Genomic DNA, 15514 nt, shown 5'->3' on the forward strand with positions numbered 1-15514 from the left:
AAAGTTAAAGTGATTTATTAAGAGTAAGATTTTTTTGGTATTACGAAGATGCATCTGCCAATGATTTGGCAGGGAGGGATTCTTGCGTTACTACCGGGTTTCTGCACGAGATTCGGACAGAAGGAAAAAAGGTGGAGAGTCGATCTGTAAGCCGGGTTCTGTCTTGAACAGTCATTCGTCTACGATGGCCATCACTGGACATCTTTAGCAACCTACCCGGTCCCAGCGCGGGCCACGCCTTGGGACCCTATTTGGTCTTGCTCCAAGTGGGGTTTACCTAGCCACGAACTGTTGCCAGTCGTGCGGTGCGCTCTTACCGCACCTTTTCACCCTTACCGGCACCGAAGTGCTTAGGCGGTTATTTTCTGTGGCACTTTCCGTAGGCTCACGCCTCCCAGGCATTACCTGGCACTTCGCCCTATGGAGCCCGGACTTTCCTCCCCCCCCTAATTTTCATAGAAGGCAGCGACTGTCCAATCGACTCTCCGCCGCGCAGGTTAACGGCACGGCGGGCTGAGGACAAGTATTAAAAGTGCAGCAATGCCATCACGTTCGGACGGAATGCCGGTTCGCCCCCGGAACTATTCGGCTTTCTGTTTATCCAGCGCAACCTGATACAGCACATTCTTGCGCACGCCGGTAATTTCAGCGGCCAGCGCCGCAGCCCGCTTGAGGGGCATTTCCTTGAGCAGCAGATCGAGTACGCGCATGGCCTCGCTGCCCACAGCATCCTCATCCTCCGGCGCTGCCCAACCGGCCACCAGCACCACACACTCGCCACGCTGTTGATTGCTGTCGCCTTCGACGAAGGCACGCAACGCTTCCAACGGCAGGCCCTTGAGGGTTTCGAACGTCTTGGTCAGCTCGCGCGCCAGCAGCGCGAGGCGCTCGCCGCCAAACACCAGCTCCATGTCTTGCAGGCATTCAAGGATGCGGTGCGGGGCTTCATAGAAGATCAACGTACGCGGTTCTTCCTTGAGCGCCTGAAGACGCGCGCGGCGCCCAACGGTCTTGGCTGGCAGGAAGCCCTCAAAGATAAAACGATCCGACGGCAACCCGGCAGCCGATAATGCAGCAATCAGCGCGCACGCTCCCGGAACAGGCACTACATTGATACCAGCGGCTCGCGCCTGGCGGACCAAGTGGTAGCCGGGATCGGAAATCAACGGCGTACCGGCATCGGAGATCAGCGCCACATCGTCACCGGCCAGCAGGCGCGTGATAAAACGGCTGCCTTCTTCGCGTTCGTTATGTTCGTGGCAAGCGGCCAGGGGCGTGCTGATACCAAAATGCTGCATCAACCGCTGGGAATGCCGCGTGTCTTCCGCCGCGATCAATTTTACGTCGCGCAACACTTTCAGCGCCCGGGCACTGATGTCGTCCAGGTTGCCAATGGGCGTCGCCACGACAAAAAGCGAGCCTGCAGTGGAATTCAAAGGACCTGGAGCAGTCAAAACGCACACCTCGATGGTTGGGAAAAGTCGCATTGTAGCGCGTAGGCGCCTCGATAATATGCCCTCAAGGTCGGCCGTCGATGGCTGTTGGCAGCATTTGCACGACCTAAATCGACGGTTTCACGCCAGTAACATCGCGCCTGGGCCAGTGCTTGGGTACACTTCCACGCTAATTTGATCGGTATCAGGAACACTTACATGATCGCTTGCCTGCGGCTGCTCTCCGCCCTCTGCCTCGCTGCCTTATTGGCTGCCTGTGCCAGCTCGCCCTCGTCCAGCCTTGGCGACCTCCCCCGGACCCCGGATGCCAGTATCGAGCAACTGCTCGAACAGGCTACCTCCGCCAACACGCCAGAAAAGGCCGCAATGCTGCGCCTGAGTGCGGCTGACCTGGCCTACCACCAGAACAACCCTGGGCGTTCGTCGCAGATTCTCGCGCAGGTGCCCCTGGATGTCCTGAAGCCGGCCGCGCAAGTTTTTGCCAGCACCCTGGCCGCCGAACTGGCCATGGCGCGCAATCAGCCCAAGGCTGCATTGGCAGCCCTGAACCATCCTAGCCTGCAAAGCCTGAAGGAGCTGCCGACAGACCAGCAGATCCGTACCGGCACCGTGCATGCCCGCGCCTATGAAGCCGATGGCCAGACCCTGGCCGCCGCGCGTGAGCGTGTCGCCATGGCTCCGCTGCTGACGGGCGACGCTGCCAACAGCAACCACGAAGCCATCTGGGCGCTGATTGCCGCGCTGCCGGCTGACCAGTTGCAAGCCAGCGGCAACCCGACGCTTGATGGCTGGATCAGCCTGGCCAAAGCCGTCAAAGGCGCCGGCACTCTGGAGCAACAACAAGCCGCGATCGACACCTGGCGCGCGCAGAACCCTGGGCACCCGGCCGCAGTGCAACTGCCGACGCCGCTGACCAAGCTTAAGGAACTGGCCAGCCAGCCGCTGAACAAGATCGCCCTGCTACTGCCGCAGGACGGTCCGCTGGCTGCGGTCGGCAAGGCACTGCGCGAAGGCTTCATGGCGGCTCACTACCAGGCCGAACAAGCCGGGCAGAAACCGCCGGTCATCGAGTTTTATGACAGCTCGCGCCTGACCTCCCTCGACGACTTCTATGCCAAGGCCCAGGCCGCCGGCGTACAACTGGTTGTCGGCCCGCTGGAAAAACCGCTGGTCAAACAACTCGCTGCTCGCCCGCAACTGCCGATCACGACGCTGGCGCTGAACTACAGCGAACTGAATGAAAACCCGCCGCAACTGTTCCAGTTCGGCCTGGCCGCTGAAGACGAAGCCCGCGAAGTCTCGCGCCGTGCCCGCGCCGACGGCCTGCACCGCGCCGCCGCCATGGTGCCGCGTGGCGAATGGGGTGAGCGTGTCTACAAAGCCTTCCGCCAGGATTGGGAAGCCAATGGCGGCACCGTCGTCGGCGTCGAGTACGTTGACCAGCCGGTCGCCCTCGCCCAGCAGATTGCCGACCTGTTCCAGCTGCGCAAAAGCGAAGGTCGCGCCAAGAGCCTGCAAAGCGCCGTTGGCACTGATGTAGCAGCACAACCATCGCGCCGCCAGGACATCGAGTTCATCTTCCTGGCTGTGACGCCGCAATTGGCCCAGCAGATCAAGCCAACCCTGAACTTCCAGTACGCCGGCGACGTGCCTGTGTATGCGACGTCCCACGTGTTCAGCGCCAGCGGCGACAAGAACCAGTACCTGGACATGACCAACGTCATGTTCTGTGAAACCCCTTGGCTGCTCAACACCACCGACCCGCTGCGCAACCAGGTTGCCGCGCAATGGCCACAAGCCAATGGCAGTCTGGGCCGCCTGTACGCGATGGGCGCGGACGCCTACCGTCTGGCTCCGCGACTGGGCCAACTCAAGGCGCTGCCGGATACGCGCGTTGACGGTCTCTCCGGCAGCTTGGGCATCAGCGCCAACCAGCGTGTTGACCGCCAGATGCCGTGGGCGAAATTCGTTGGCGGCGACATCCAGCGCCTGCCGGACACCTCGCGCTGATGCCCGAGCGGTCCAGCGCACAAAGCGGCAAGGATGCCGAACTTCAAGCCCTCCAGTATCTGCAACAACAGGGTCTGCGCCTTCTGGCGCAGAACTGGTTGTGTAAACGCGGTGAGCTTGATCTGGTCATGCTTGACGGCGATACAGTAGTATTCGTCGAAGTCCGCTACAGAAAACACGCACAATGGGGTGGCGCGCTCGCCAGTATCGACGGGCGCAAGCGTCAGAAGCTGATACTCGCCGCGCAGTTTTTCCTGCAAAAAGAGCATCGCTGGGCTGACTCCCCCTGCCGTTTCGATGTGGTTGCCATAGAAAGCACACCGTCTGGCCCCGCTGATCTGAATTGGCTTAAAAATGCCTTCGACAGCTGATTCACCGGACATCTTCACCACACACTTTTGCTCTTTGCTTTGCGGGCTGCACATTCCTGTGCCAAACAGCCGCGCTACTTAAGGTCACACAGATGGACATGCAATCCCGAATTCGCCAGCTTTTCCAGGCCAGCATCGACACCAAGCAACAGGCGATGGACGTACTTGCACCGCACATCGAGCAAGCCAGTCAGGTCATGGTCAATGCCTTGCTCAACGAGGGCAAAATGCTTTCGTGCGGCAACGGCGGTTCGGCCGGTGATGCCCAGCACTTTTCCTCCGAGCTGCTCAACCGCTTCGAGCGCGAGCGCCCGAGCCTGCCGGCCATTGCCTTGACCACCGACACGTCGACGATCACCTCGATCGCCAACGACTACAGCTACAACGAAATCTTCTCCAAACAGATTCGCGCCCTGGGCCAACCCGGCGACGTGCTGCTGGCGATCTCCACCAGCGGCAACTCGGCGAACATTATTCAAGCGATCCAGGCCGCACATGATCGCGAAATGATTGTCGTAGCATTGACCGGCCGTGACGGCGGCGGCATGGCCTCGCTGCTGTTGCCGGAGGACGTTGAAATTCGCGTCCCGGCCAATGTCACTGCACGCATTCAAGAAGTCCACCTGCTGGCGATCCACTGCCTGTGCGATCTGATCGACAGCCAACTGTTCGGGAGTGAAGAATGACCGTTAACCGCCTCAGCCTTTTGGCCATCACGCTGTGCCTTGCCATCAGCGGCTGCAGCACGGCAATCACCGCGACACGTGACACACCCATTCAGGATGACCGGGGCACGCGTACTTTCGGCAGCACAATCGACGACTCGCTCATCGAAACCAAGGTCAAGGTCAACGTCGCCAAGGCCGCTACAGACTTGGGCAATGGCGCCTCGCGCATTGTGGTAACCAGCTTCAACGGCGTGGTACTGCTGGCCGGCCAGACGCCGCGTGCGGAGCTCAAGGCCCAGGCAGAACAAGCCGCCTCGTCGGTTCAGCGGGTCAAGAAGGTCCACAATGAACTGCAGGTCATGGACCCTATTACCCTGCTGGCCATCAGTAACGATGCGTTGCTGACCACCAAAATCAAGGCGCAGATGCTTACCGACAGCGCCGTACCGGGCTCGCGCATCAAAGTCGTCACCGATAACGGTATCGTTTACCTGATGGGCCTGCTGACCCAGGCGGAAGCCACCCGCGCGTCCAACCTGGTTCAGGGTGTGTCAGGCGTACAGAAGATCGTAAAAGTGTTCGAATACATCGACTGATGTCATTCGCAGCCACAAAAAAGGGCGCCGTGCATTGACTGCACGGCGCCCTTTTTAGTGGCCTGCGTTTATTGGTACTGCTGGTACGGGTTGCCCTGGAACTGGTTGTTCTGCTGCGGCGCCTGTTGCTGTTGTTGCTGCTGACCCGGTTGGCCGTATTGCTGGCCAGGGATCGGGCCGAGGTTGACCTCTACGCGACGGTTCTGGGCACGGCCATTCACGTCGGCGTTGCTGGCAATCGGATTATCCGGGCCGGCACCGCGTGCACTCAGGTTGGTCGGGCTCACGCCTTGGGAGGTCAGGTAGTTGGCTACGCTCTGCGCACGACGCTGAGACAGGTCCATGTTCAACTGGCGGCTGCCGGTACTGTCGGTGTAGCCAACAATCTGGATGGTGTTCTGGTTGAACTGCTTCAGCGAGTTCGCCAGGTTGTTCAGCGGCGTATAGAAGCTGCTCGCGATCGCGTCCGAGTTGGTGGCAAAGGTAATGTTACCCGGCATGATCAGCTTGATCTGGTCGCCCTGGCGCTGCACTTCAACACCGGTGTTGGCCATGCTTTCACGCAGTTTCTTTTCCTGCTGGTCGGCGTAATAACCGTAACCGGCGGCGCCGATACCGGCGATAGCACCACCGATCAGTGCACCTTTGCCACGGTTGTTATGGTCGATGGCAGCACCGGCCAATGCGCCAGCCAGCGCACCCAGGCCGCCGTACTTGGCGGTTTTGCTGATACCGCCTTGCGAACCATCATTTGCCTGCCCCTGGCTGCCGTCGTAAGGATTAGGCGAGGCGCAGCCGGACAACAGGGCTACGGCGGTGGCAACAACAAGAAGACGACGCGGAGTAAACATGAAGGGAGCTCCTACTTTTGCATTCTGTGGTGCAAAGGACATTGGCAATGGGCCTGTGCCGGGTTTTGAACGCGACAAACGGTAAAAATTCCGTGGCCTTCGTCCCTGTTGTGACAAAGGCGGGCCAGTTTCACCGCTAAGCAAACCGTAGCAGACCCAGGCTGAACGCAAGCTGCGACGACGACTCTTTGTATAGAACAGCCCCAGCCCCGTGGTTATTCCCTACGCCCGCACAAAGGGATTCTCACGCATCTCATCGCCCAACCGGGTGTCCGGCCCGTGCCCGGTAACCACCGTCGCGCCCTCATCCAGGGTGTACAAACGCTGCTTGATCGAACGCACGATGGTCGCCTGGTCCCCGCCCCACAGGTCGGTCCGCCCCACGCCGCGCTTGAACAATGTGTCGCCGGCAATCAACAACTTGGCATCGGCAAACCAGAAGCTCATCGAACCCGGTGTATGCCCTGGCGTGTGCAAGGCCACGCCGCAACCGCAGGCCAACGCCTCATCATCTTCCAGCCAGCGATCCGGTGACGGCACCGGCGTATAAGGCACGCGAAACATCTGGCATTGCATTTCCAGGTTATCCCACAGGAATTTATCGTCCTTGTGCAGATGCAAGGTGGCGCCGGTTTTCTCTTTCAATTGGCCGGAGGCCAGGAAGTGATCGAGGTGCGCATGGGTATGGATGATGCTCACCACCTTGAGGCCCAACGCCTCCAGGCGAGCCAGGATCAGCTCATGATTGCCGCCGGGGTCGACCACGATGGCGTTTTTGGTGATCGGGTCACCGATGATGGTGCAGTTGCACTGCAACGGGCCGACGGGGAAGGTTTCGCGAATCAGGGCTGGTAGCTGAGACATCAGAGCGAACTCGATCATTTGTAAGTCAGCGATTTTGGCACAAATGCGTTGCTCCCTACCCCAACAACCCCATCTCCTGCGCCCTCGCTACCGCCTGGGTTCGGCGCTCCACGCCCAGCTTGCTGTTGATATGGCTGGCGTGGGTTTTCACCGTGTGCAGAGAGATAAACAACTGGTTGCTGATCTCCTGGTTTGAGCAGCCTTGGGCGATCAGTTGCAGCACTGCCAGTTCGCGGGTGCTGAGGGTTTCGTGGGTGGGCAAGGCCTCGGCGGCGGCAACCACCGGCAGCAGCGCCAACAGGTTTTGGTTCAACAACGCATGCGGGGTCTTGCCGAGTTGTTCGCGCATCCAGTCAGGGTAACGCTCCAGCAGCCGCTGGAACGGTTGCAGTGCGCCACCAACCCCCGCCTCAAGCGCCTGGGCCACGATCGGCCGCGCCTTGGCTTCCTGGCCGCACTCCAGCAATACATGCGCCTGTTGGGTCAGGGCCATCAGGGCAATCATCTGGCGCCCGCTGTTATGCGCCTGCTGTGCCAGCTCTTCGAGGCGCTGCAGGGCCGCAGCCGGTTGATGGCGGATCGCATCAAGTGCGGCCTGCTGCAGCCCGATGTGTTGCGCCAGGTGTGGATGAAACTCCGGTGCGGCGGCGGCGTGCTCACCGTTATAGGTCTGCCCCAGGCGGGTCAGCCAGGCGTCGGCAAGGTCGGTGCGGCCTTGGGCCAGCCATAATTCGCATTTGATCAGGGTGATCATCGCCAGGTAATAGATCGGCGGCACGTCCCAGATATGCATCAGGCGCTCGGCTTCGGCGAGTTCGGCGAAGGCCTTGGCGAAATCACCGCGCCGCCCTTCGAAATTGGCAATCACACAATGCCCGATGAGTACGCTGATATCGCGGCAGGCACGGGCTTCGCTCAGGCCGGCACGCAAACGGGCAAGGCCAGCGTCAGACTGATAACGCACCAGCAGCAAATAACCTTCGTAGAGCGATAACCGCGCACGTACGGCGTACAGCCGTTGGGGCGCAAGGCCTTGCAGGCGTTGCAACCCCTGGCGCACTTCGTCCAGAGAACGCAGAATTTCGCCGCGCGCCTGCAATACGCGCGCGCGGTCGTAATGGGCCAGGGCCTCGAACAGCGGGTTGCCGACGCGCTGCGCCAGCTCCAGGGATTCGCGATTCAGGCCACGCGCGCGCCACAGGTCGGCATCGACAATAGCCAAGTTGGACAGGGTCGACAGGCACATCAGGCGCTGGCCATAGCGTTTGTGCGGCAGGCTTTCCAACGCCTCGCTGCAGTAACGCTGGGTCAACTCACGATCACCTCGCCCGCGGGCGATGATCCCGCTCAGCGCCAGCCATTGGGCCAGCATCGACTTTTGCGCAGTGGCCGACGGCGCCGGCAGGAAGCGACTGAGGTAGCCTGACAATTCTTCCGCCGCATCCAACTGGCACGCCAACCCCAGCGCCCAGCTGTAGAGCACGATCAAGCGCGGCGTGCTGATCAGCAGGCTGTCGGGCAAGTCCATCTTCCAGCGCAGCAGCATGCCCACATTCTGCTCGGCCAGCAGCTGCTCCTCTGACAGGTTCTGCACCAGGTTTGCCGCCACATCGAGGTGGCCGGCGCGCAACGCCTGCTCCACGGCTTCGTCGATAAAACCCTGGGCGTTGAACCAACGACAGGCCCGCAAGTGCAGGCTGGCAATCGGCAAGGTGGCATTGCTCGCGCGGCGCGTGCGCAGCAAATCGGAAAACAAATGGTGGTAACGGTACCAATGGCCCTGTTCGTCCAGCGGCACCAAAAACACCTGATGGGCCTGCAGATAGCGCAGGATTTCCGCGCTGTCATGGGCCTCGCGCACGGCGTCGCACAGCTCGCCGCAGAAACGATCCTGAGGCGCCGTGTCGTACAGGAACGCCTGCACTTCAACCGGCAGGCAGTCGATGACCTCTTCGAGCAGGTAATCGCGAATCAGCCCTTCGCCACCGTGCAAGCTGTGCGGCAACGCGCTTTCATTGCCCGCTTCGGCGATGGCCAACAGCCAGAAACGCAGGCCGGCGACCCACCCTTCACTGCGCCGGATCAGGTTGTCCAGCGCCTCGCCGCGCAACGAGCTGCTGTGCCGAGCCAGCACGGCCAGCGATTCGTCGTGGGTCAGGCGCAGGTCTTGTTCATGCAGCTCCAGCAGGTGCCGGGACAGCCGCAGGCGCGCCAGGTGCCAGTCGGGACGTTGGCGGCTGGTGACCATGACCACCAGCCCATCAGGTAAATGATTCAGGAAAAACTGCAGGCAACGATCCAGCACCGGGCCCTGGGCCAGATGGTAGTCATCCAGTACCAGCAACAAGGGCGCGCGCGTGGACAAGTGCAACGTCAGCTCATCGAGCAGGCCGTCGAGCCATTCTTCAAAGGCAAAGGGTTGGTGACGCTGGCGCATCTTCAGCAGGCCCAGGGATTGGGCGCCGAGTTGCGGGAAGTACTGTTGCAAACCGTCGAGCAGGCGCTCGAGGAAACGGCCCGGGTCGTTATCGCGCGGGCTCAGGCCCAGCCACAGGCTTTGCCAATGCGCCGGCAACCCCTGGCAGAACTCCACCGCCAGCGAACTCTTGCCGAACCCCGCCGGAGCGCTGACCAGTAGCAGTCGCCCCTCCAGACCAGCACTCAGCCGCTCGCACAGGCGCGGGCGCAGCACATAGCCGTCAGGCAAAGGTGGCCTGTAGAAGCGCGCTTCCAGCGTCGGAATTACTGCGCTTGCAGGCCCTTGGATTCGGGACAGATCAGTCATCGCCGGGCTCTTGTAGAAGGCTGTTGTCGGCATTGCAGATGTCCGCAGACTAGCGGTAAAAGCGGCGGGTTTGTAGATCTTTGCAACATTTACCTGAAAAAGAACTACGACAAAAAATGTGGGAGCTGCCTAGTGCAAGGCTGGCTTGTGTGGGACTGGCTTGCCTGCGATAGCATCAACTCGGTGTAACTGATAGACCGAGGCGCCTGCATCGCGGGCAAGCCCGACTCCCACACAAGCCAGCTTTACACAAGCCAGCTCCCACATTGTCGAGTGAGTGTTGCTTAGCGCACACCATCCTGGCGCAGGGCCGCCGGGGTGAAGTCGCTGGTGGTGGCGGTGAAGCCGAAGTCATACGCCTGCTTCTCTTCGTTCTTCATGCCCAGGGCCAGGTAGCGGCCGGACTGCAGGTCGTAGAGGGTTTCGAGGGCATACCACGGCACTTGTTTGTCGTAGTAGTTCTCGGCGTGAGCTTCAGCCACGCGCCACAGTTGGCCACGGCCGTCGTAGTGGTCGATCACCGCGGCTTGCCAGGTGTCTTCGTCGATGAAGAAGTCACGCTTGGCGTAGATGTGGCGCTGGCCTTCCTTCAAGGTTGCGACCACGTGCCAGACGCGGCGCAGCTCATAACGTGCCAGGTCCTGGTTGATGTGGCCGGCCTTGATGATGTCGACGTACTTGAGCTTCGGATCGTCGATCTTGTAGCTGTTGGAGGCGATGTAGATTTCTTTTTTGCCTTCCAGCTTCCAGTCGTAGCGGTCCGGTGCGCCGTTGTACATGTCGAGGTTGTCGGAGGTACGCAGGCCATCGGCGGCGGTGCCCGGCCCGTCATAGGACACTTGCGGCGCCCGGCGAACACGGCGTTGGCCGGCGTTGTAGACCCACGCCGAACGCGGCTCCTTCACCTGGTCAAGAGTTTCGTGCACCAGCAGCACACCACCGGCCAGACGTGCCGGCGCGGTCACTTGCTGCTTGAAGTAGAACAGCACGTTGCCCGGGTTTTTCGGGTCGTAGTCCTTCATCTTGTCGCGGAACACAAACTGATCGCGAAAGTACACCAGGCTGAACGAGCCGTTGGTTTGCGGCGTGGCCTGAGTGACCAGACGCGTCACGCTGCCGCCACGATAGCGGGTGATGTGGTTCCAGATCACTTCCACGCCGCTTTTCGGGATCGGAAACGGCACCGCGGTTTCGAAATTTTCCAGGCCGTTGCCGCCAGACACGAGGTTGGTGTTGGTGGCGTTCTTCTTGATGGCGGCGAACACATCAGCCGGCACGGTGGCGCCGCGATGGGTCGGGTAGACCGGCATCTTGAAGGTGTCCGGGTAACGCTTGAACATCGCGTACTGCCCCGGCGCCAGCTTGTCTTTGTACTGCTCGACGTTCTGCGCAGTGATCGTGAATTGCGGCTGCTCGCTGGCATACGGGTTGGCGAGGAAACCACGGGCATCCACGGCGCCGGCATTGGTGGGCAGCGGCGACCATTTGGGGATGGTGCCGGCCGCGTTGCCCGCCATTTCGGCGCCCATCGGGGTGAGGGTCGTACCCAGCTTGGCGGCTTCATCGGCCGAGACTGCCGCCATGACGCTACCCGCCATGATCGACAGCCCAAGCACACCCACGTGCAACAGACTTTTAGTTATTTTCATGTTCTGGCTCTTCCTGAAATGCATGCATCTGAAAAAGAAAGTCTTAGAAGTTCACGCCGGCGCTCAAGGCGATAAAGTCGCGATCGTCCACCGTGGTGAACCGGCCACCAAAGAAGTTGGTGTAGTTCAGGCCGACGGTGTAGGTGTTCTGGTACTCGGCATCGACGCCCAGGCTGACGGCCTTGCGACCCTCTTCAAAGTTGCCGCCAGGGCCTGGCGAATACCCTTTGACGTCATGAGACCAGGCCACGTTGGGCTTGAGGTTCACACCGGCAAACACATCCGGATATTCCCAGATCGCCCGGGCGCGATAACCCCAGGACGTCGCGGTGGTGTAGCCGTCGTTGTTGCAGTTGGTGTTCAAGCCGGATGCATTCGGCAGGCCCGCACCTTGAGCGGTCGAATTGTTCAGCGCGTTGCAGAAACCACCCGGCAGCGTGCCAGGGCCGAACACTGGATCACGGCCATAACGCGCAGTGTTTTTGCTTTCCAAGCCGCCCACATGGGTTACGCCGATTTCGCCCACGGTGGTCAGGCGGGTCGCGCCCATCACCTGGTCGAAGAAGTGCGTGAAGGTGGTCTGGAACTGGGTCACTTCCTTGCGGTTGTAGCCGTGCAGGTCTTGGCCCGGTGTGCCCTTGAGCACCGATGCATTTTCATAGCCCCGAATCGGCGTAACGCCCGCATACAGAATATCGGTGGTGCTCAGTTGTACCGGCGCGTTTGGCCGGTAGCTCAATTCACCACTCCAGGCGGTGCCGGTAGGCAGCGTGGTGGAGAAGCTCAGGCCGTAGAGGCGGATATCTTCCGGGTACTCGACAAAGTACTGGGAACTGCCGGCCACGATCAACGGACGCAAAGCCGCCAGTTGCCCCAGCGGACGGGTGTAGGCCGAGTTTGGCGCGCCGGTGGCGCTGAAGATTGGCGCACGGCTGTGGTAGTTCATGAAGTACGCACCGAACTCCGTGTCCAGTGGCTCGAAGTTGTAGTGCATGGCCACGCCGAACTGGCCGCTGTCCCGTGCATCACGGTCACCGCCACGTTTTACCAGCACGCCCTCATTGTTCACGTCCACACCCAGCGCGTTCAATGTCGGCAAGGCCGCGCCAGGGATGGTGGAGCGCTTGTTCAAGACCCGCAGGTTATTGCTGCAACCGTCGGCAATCACGTCGGGCTGGGAGAAGAACGAGCCGCAGTTATCCACAACCGTCTGGTCCCACTCCAACTGGTAGAACGCCTCTGCGGAGAGGTTGTCGGTGAGGGTCTGGGACACGTAGAACATATTGACCGGAATCAAGCCTTCCTTGATCTCGGCGCCCGGACGACGGAATGCAGACACGTCGATCGGGTTGATCGAGTTGATACCGCCACCAATGAACGTACTTTCGCCCCAGCTCACTACCTGCTTGCCGAAGCGCACGCTGCCTGGCTCATCGGCAACGGTGTAGTTGTGATAAATGAACGCATCGAGAATCTGCCCGCCCGAGGACTTGGCGCCCTCTTTGCGGTTGTTGTTGCTGACGTTCTTGAAGTCCAGGTCTTCGTTTTGCAGCGCGAAGTCGTACCAGTACTTGCCACGTACAAAGATGCCGGTGTCGCCGTATTTCAATTCAAGGTCATGGATACCCTTGAAGATCTTCGAGAAGGAATCACCCTTGTTGAAGTTCAGGTGGCCGTCATCGGAGGTCTGTGAAAGCCCCTTGCCGCCGTTGTTGACACCAATCAGGTCTTTATTGCGACCCGCAGTCGACCAGCTCGCCCCCACCGACAGGGATGAGTCAAAGCTGCCTTCGATTTCACCGATGTTGAAACTGACGCCGAATGCGGGCCCGGCGAGCGTAGAAGCGAGACTGACGGCCAGGGGCAGTCTTGCCCGGCGCCAGAACTGGTTTACTGAGGTCATCGACGCTACTCCATGTGCATTATTGTTATGGCAGTGAGTTCTTTCTTCTGGATGCGTGTAACGGCCGGAATACAACGATTCCAATGCCGAACGGCAACCGAGCCCCCATGGCCCGAAGCGCAACATCCTTGAAAAACTCTGAGATGGACTATAGCCAGCAGGGGGTACCGCTTGATCCCTCTAAAGTGTGATTTGCATCACCAACCCGTCTGCCACAGTCCTTTCGCCACGCCGACGAAGGCCGGCGCGGCAAGGATGGCTGAAAATTGGCAAATCACAAGTGAAGGCTTGAGATAGAGCATTGCCGCGCCCGATCGGGCGCGGCGAGGGGCATCAGAGGGTGGACAGGAACGTGCTGTTATTGGCCTGCCATTCAATGATGTCGATACGGATACGTTTTTTGTCGAGCTTGCCGACACTGGTCTTGGGAATTTCCGTAACAACGGCAATCTGGCTTGGAATCGCCCACTTGCTCAAATGGCCCAGTTCGACAAAAGGCTTGAGGTGTTCCTTGAGCTCGCGAGCACCTATCACATGGCCATCACGGACCACCAGCAACGCAAACGGGCGCTCGCCCCACTGCGGGTCGGCGATGCCCACCACCGCTACTTCGCGTACCGCCGGGTGACGGCTGACCAGGTCTTCGAGGGCCAGGGAGGAGATCCACTCGCCGCCGGTCTTGATCACATCCTTGATGCGGTCGCGAATGTCGATCACGCCAAATGCATCGAGGGTGGCCACATCGCCGGTGTGCATCCAGCCACCCTCCCACAGCTCGGCGCCCTTTTGCGGCTCGTTGTAATAGCCCTCGGTCAGCCACGGTGCGCGCAGCACCAGCTCACCCTGGGACTCGCCGTCAGCGGGCAGGAAGTTGCCTTCGCTGTCGACAATCGCCGCTTCCACCAACGGCCCGGGCACGCCAGCCTTGATGCGGTAGGTGGTGCGCTCGTCCTCGGTGCCGGCCATCAGTTCTTCGTTGAGGTGGGCACACGACACCAGCGGCCCGGTCTCGGACATGCCGTACGCGGCAGTCAGTTGAATGCCGCGCGCCTTGGCGGCTTCATACAGCGTGCGATTGAGCGCGCTGCCGCCGATGACGATCTTCCAGCCGCCAAAATCCACGCCTTGCGCCGCCTTGGCGTTGAGCACCATTTGCAGGATGGTCGGCACGCAGTGGGAGAAGGTGACCTTTTCCTTGCGCCACAACTCCACCAGGTATTCCGGGTCGTAGCGGCCCGGATAGACCTGCTTCAAACCGAGCATGGTTGCCACGTACGGCAGGCCCCAGGCGTGCACGTGGAACATCGGCGTGATCGGCATATACACGTCGTTGGTGCCCAGCAGGCGCACGCTGTCAACGCTGCCCATGATCGTCGCAACGCCCATGGTGTGCAGCACCAGTTGGCGGTGGGTGAAGTACACGCCTTTGGGGTTGCCGGTGGTGCCGGTGGTGTAGAAGGTGGTGGCGACGGAGTTTTCGTCGAAGTCCTGGAAGTCGTACGTGGGGCTGGCGGCCGCCAGCAGGGTTTCGTACTCGCCGACCAGGTTGGGCAGCTCGGCGGTTTTTTCGTCGCCGTCGGTGAGCAGCAGCGTTTTGTCGACCGTGGTCAGGTGGCCGGCGATGGCCTGGTAAAGCCCCACGAATTCGCTGTTGACCAGCACGAAGCGGTCCTCGGCGTGGTTCATGGTGTAGAGAATTTGTTCCGGCGACAGGCGCACGTTGATGGTGTGGATTACCGCGCCGATCATTGGGATGGCGAACATGCATTCGAGGTAACGGTGGCTGTCCCAGTCCATCACGGCGACGGTGTCACCGGCCTTGACGCCGGCCTCGGTCAGCACGTTGGCCAGGCGCGCAACGCGCTCGATGAGGGTGGGGTAGGTGTAACGCAGTTTGTCGCGGTAGATGATTTCCCGGGTTTTTTCGTAGCGGGTCCCGGACATCAGCAAGCGCTTGATCAACAGTGGGTATTGGTAAGCGCCTTCGGCGGGTGGGATAACACGGGTCTGCAACATACGAATCCCTTATCTGACTGCACGGTCTTGGCTTGAAGACCTGCACTTTAGAGAGCTTATGTGTCAGCTAAATCAGCCAAAGGAATGATTTGCAGAGGCCGATGAATGCTAGCTTTGAGCCATCATCCAGGTGCTGCCGGGCTGGGGGGCATATCCGTTATTTGGGTGATGGCGGGTATGGGTTCCGCCCTTACGGCGGGTCACTTTTGAAAAGAGCCCAAAAGTAATCAAAAGGCTCTTGCCCCACCACTCGGCACCTCGCTTAGGCTCGGTGTGCCCTCACTCCGGCTTGAATCCGTGGGCCGCCGTGACGGGCCATCCATGGCCCAACACGGCTAACCCGGCGT

At 60.5% G+C, this 15514-nt stretch carries 11 protein-coding genes and 1 other RNA gene; 4 read left to right on the forward strand and 8 right to left on the reverse strand.

The features are described from left to right. Positions 1–131: 131 nt before the first annotated feature. Together rnpB and rsmI are read right to left on the reverse strand one after the other, a co-directional pair. An RNA gene (gene rnpB, locus ACP7B3_RS29125) (RNase P RNA component class A) lies at positions 132–485 on the reverse strand. A 96-nt stretch (positions 486–581) separates the two neighbouring features. Further along, the gene (gene rsmI / locus ACP7B3_RS29130) at positions 582–1487 is read right to left on the reverse strand and encodes a 16S rRNA (cytidine(1402)-2'-O)-methyltransferase (protein ID WP_178119770.1); all 906 of its coding nucleotides are present in this window, start codon (positions 1485–1487) and stop codon (positions 582–584) included. 165 nt (positions 1488–1652) lie between these two features. Here rsmI and ACP7B3_RS29135 point away from each other — a divergent pair, with 165 nt between their 5' ends. The 4 genes from ACP7B3_RS29135 (at position 1653) to ACP7B3_RS29150 (ending at position 5099) form a co-directional block, all read left to right on the forward strand. Beyond that, on the forward strand, positions 1653–3464 hold the full coding sequence (locus ACP7B3_RS29135; RefSeq protein ID WP_145166210.1) for a penicillin-binding protein activator: 1812 nt from the start codon (positions 1653–1655) through the stop codon (positions 3462–3464). Beyond that, positions 3464–3835 (forward strand): YraN family protein, encoded by a 372-nt coding sequence (locus ACP7B3_RS29140; RefSeq protein ID WP_145166209.1) that lies wholly within the window; start codon positions 3464–3466, stop codon positions 3833–3835. The genes ACP7B3_RS29135 and ACP7B3_RS29140 overlap by 1 nt, the downstream gene beginning before the upstream one ends. Positions 3836–3927: 92 nt before the next feature. Continuing rightward, entirely contained in the window at positions 3928–4521 is a 594-nt protein-coding gene (locus ACP7B3_RS29145) for a phosphoheptose isomerase (protein ID WP_003216190.1), read from the forward strand. Then, complete coding sequence (locus ACP7B3_RS29150) at positions 4518–5099, forward strand: BON domain-containing protein (protein ID WP_106579572.1); 582 nt, start codon at positions 4518–4520, stop codon at positions 5097–5099. Before ACP7B3_RS29145 ends, ACP7B3_RS29150 begins: the two co-directional genes overlap by 4 nt. A gap of 68 nt (positions 5100–5167) precedes the next feature. Here ACP7B3_RS29150 and ACP7B3_RS29155 read toward each other — a convergent pair whose 3' ends face one another. From ACP7B3_RS29155 to ACP7B3_RS29180, 6 genes are all read right to left on the reverse strand, one after another. After that, on the reverse strand, positions 5168–5950 hold the full coding sequence (locus ACP7B3_RS29155) for an OmpA family protein (RefSeq protein WP_106579573.1): 783 nt from the start codon (positions 5948–5950) through the stop codon (positions 5168–5170). 222 nt (positions 5951–6172) lie between these two features. Next, positions 6173–6814: an MBL fold metallo-hydrolase gene (locus ACP7B3_RS29160; protein ID WP_262210211.1), complete on the reverse strand. Its 642-nt coding sequence runs from the start codon at positions 6812–6814 to the stop codon at positions 6173–6175. 55 nt (positions 6815–6869) lie between these two features. After that, positions 6870–9599, reverse strand: coding sequence for a LuxR C-terminal-related transcriptional regulator (locus ACP7B3_RS29165; RefSeq protein WP_426182817.1), 2730 nt, complete (start codon positions 9597–9599; stop codon positions 6870–6872). 284 nt (positions 9600–9883) lie between these two features. Continuing rightward, positions 9884–11248, reverse strand: coding sequence for a DUF1329 domain-containing protein (locus ACP7B3_RS29170; RefSeq protein WP_106579575.1), 1365 nt, complete (start codon positions 11246–11248; stop codon positions 9884–9886). A gap of 43 nt (positions 11249–11291) precedes the next feature. Next, positions 11292–13151, reverse strand: a complete 1860-nt coding sequence (locus ACP7B3_RS29175; protein ID WP_426182820.1) for a DUF1302 domain-containing protein — start codon at positions 13149–13151, stop codon at positions 11292–11294. A gap of 333 nt (positions 13152–13484) precedes the next feature. Further along, complete coding sequence (locus tag ACP7B3_RS29180; RefSeq protein WP_242194669.1) at positions 13485–15167, reverse strand: fatty acid--CoA ligase; 1683 nt, start codon at positions 15165–15167, stop codon at positions 13485–13487. Positions 15168–15514: the final 347 nt, after the last annotated feature.

The sequence above is a fragment of the Pseudomonas sp. TWRC1-2 genome, assembly GCF_049896685.1.
Classification (GTDB): Bacteria; Pseudomonadota; Gammaproteobacteria; order Pseudomonadales; family Pseudomonadaceae; genus Aquipseudomonas.

What these genes read in the sequence shown, in the direction of transcription:
- ACP7B3_RS29170 (WP_106579575.1), bottom strand. Translation starts at nt 11,248, where the DNA reads ATGAAAATAACTAAAAGTCTGTTGCACGTGGGTGTGCTTGGGCTGTCG.
- ACP7B3_RS29160 (WP_262210211.1), bottom strand. Translation starts at nt 6,814, where the DNA reads ATGTCTCAGCTACCAGCCCTGATTCGCGAAACCTTCCCCGTCGGCCCG.
- ACP7B3_RS29155 (WP_106579573.1), bottom strand. Translation starts at nt 5,950, where the DNA reads ATGTTTACTCCGCGTCGTCTTCTTGTTGTTGCCACCGCCGTAGCCCTG.
- ACP7B3_RS29140 (WP_145166209.1), top strand. Translation starts at nt 3,464, where the DNA reads ATGCCCGAGCGGTCCAGCGCACAAAGCGGCAAGGATGCCGAACTTCAA.
- ACP7B3_RS29180 (WP_242194669.1), bottom strand. Translation starts at nt 15,167, where the DNA reads ATGTTGCAGACCCGTGTTATCCCACCCGCCGAAGGCGCTTACCAATAC.
- ACP7B3_RS29150 (WP_106579572.1), top strand. Translation starts at nt 4,518, where the DNA reads ATGACCGTTAACCGCCTCAGCCTTTTGGCCATCACGCTGTGCCTTGCC.
- ACP7B3_RS29145 (WP_003216190.1), top strand. Translation starts at nt 3,928, where the DNA reads ATGGACATGCAATCCCGAATTCGCCAGCTTTTCCAGGCCAGCATCGAC.
- ACP7B3_RS29165 (WP_426182817.1), bottom strand. Translation starts at nt 9,599, where the DNA reads ATGACTGATCTGTCCCGAATCCAAGGGCCTGCAAGCGCAGTAATTCCG.
- ACP7B3_RS29175 (WP_426182820.1), bottom strand. Translation starts at nt 13,151, where the DNA reads ATGACCTCAGTAAACCAGTTCTGGCGCCGGGCAAGACTGCCCCTGGCC.
- rsmI (WP_178119770.1), bottom strand. Translation starts at nt 1,487, where the DNA reads ATGCGACTTTTCCCAACCATCGAGGTGTGCGTTTTGACTGCTCCAGGT.
- ACP7B3_RS29135 (WP_145166210.1), top strand. Translation starts at nt 1,653, where the DNA reads ATGATCGCTTGCCTGCGGCTGCTCTCCGCCCTCTGCCTCGCTGCCTTA.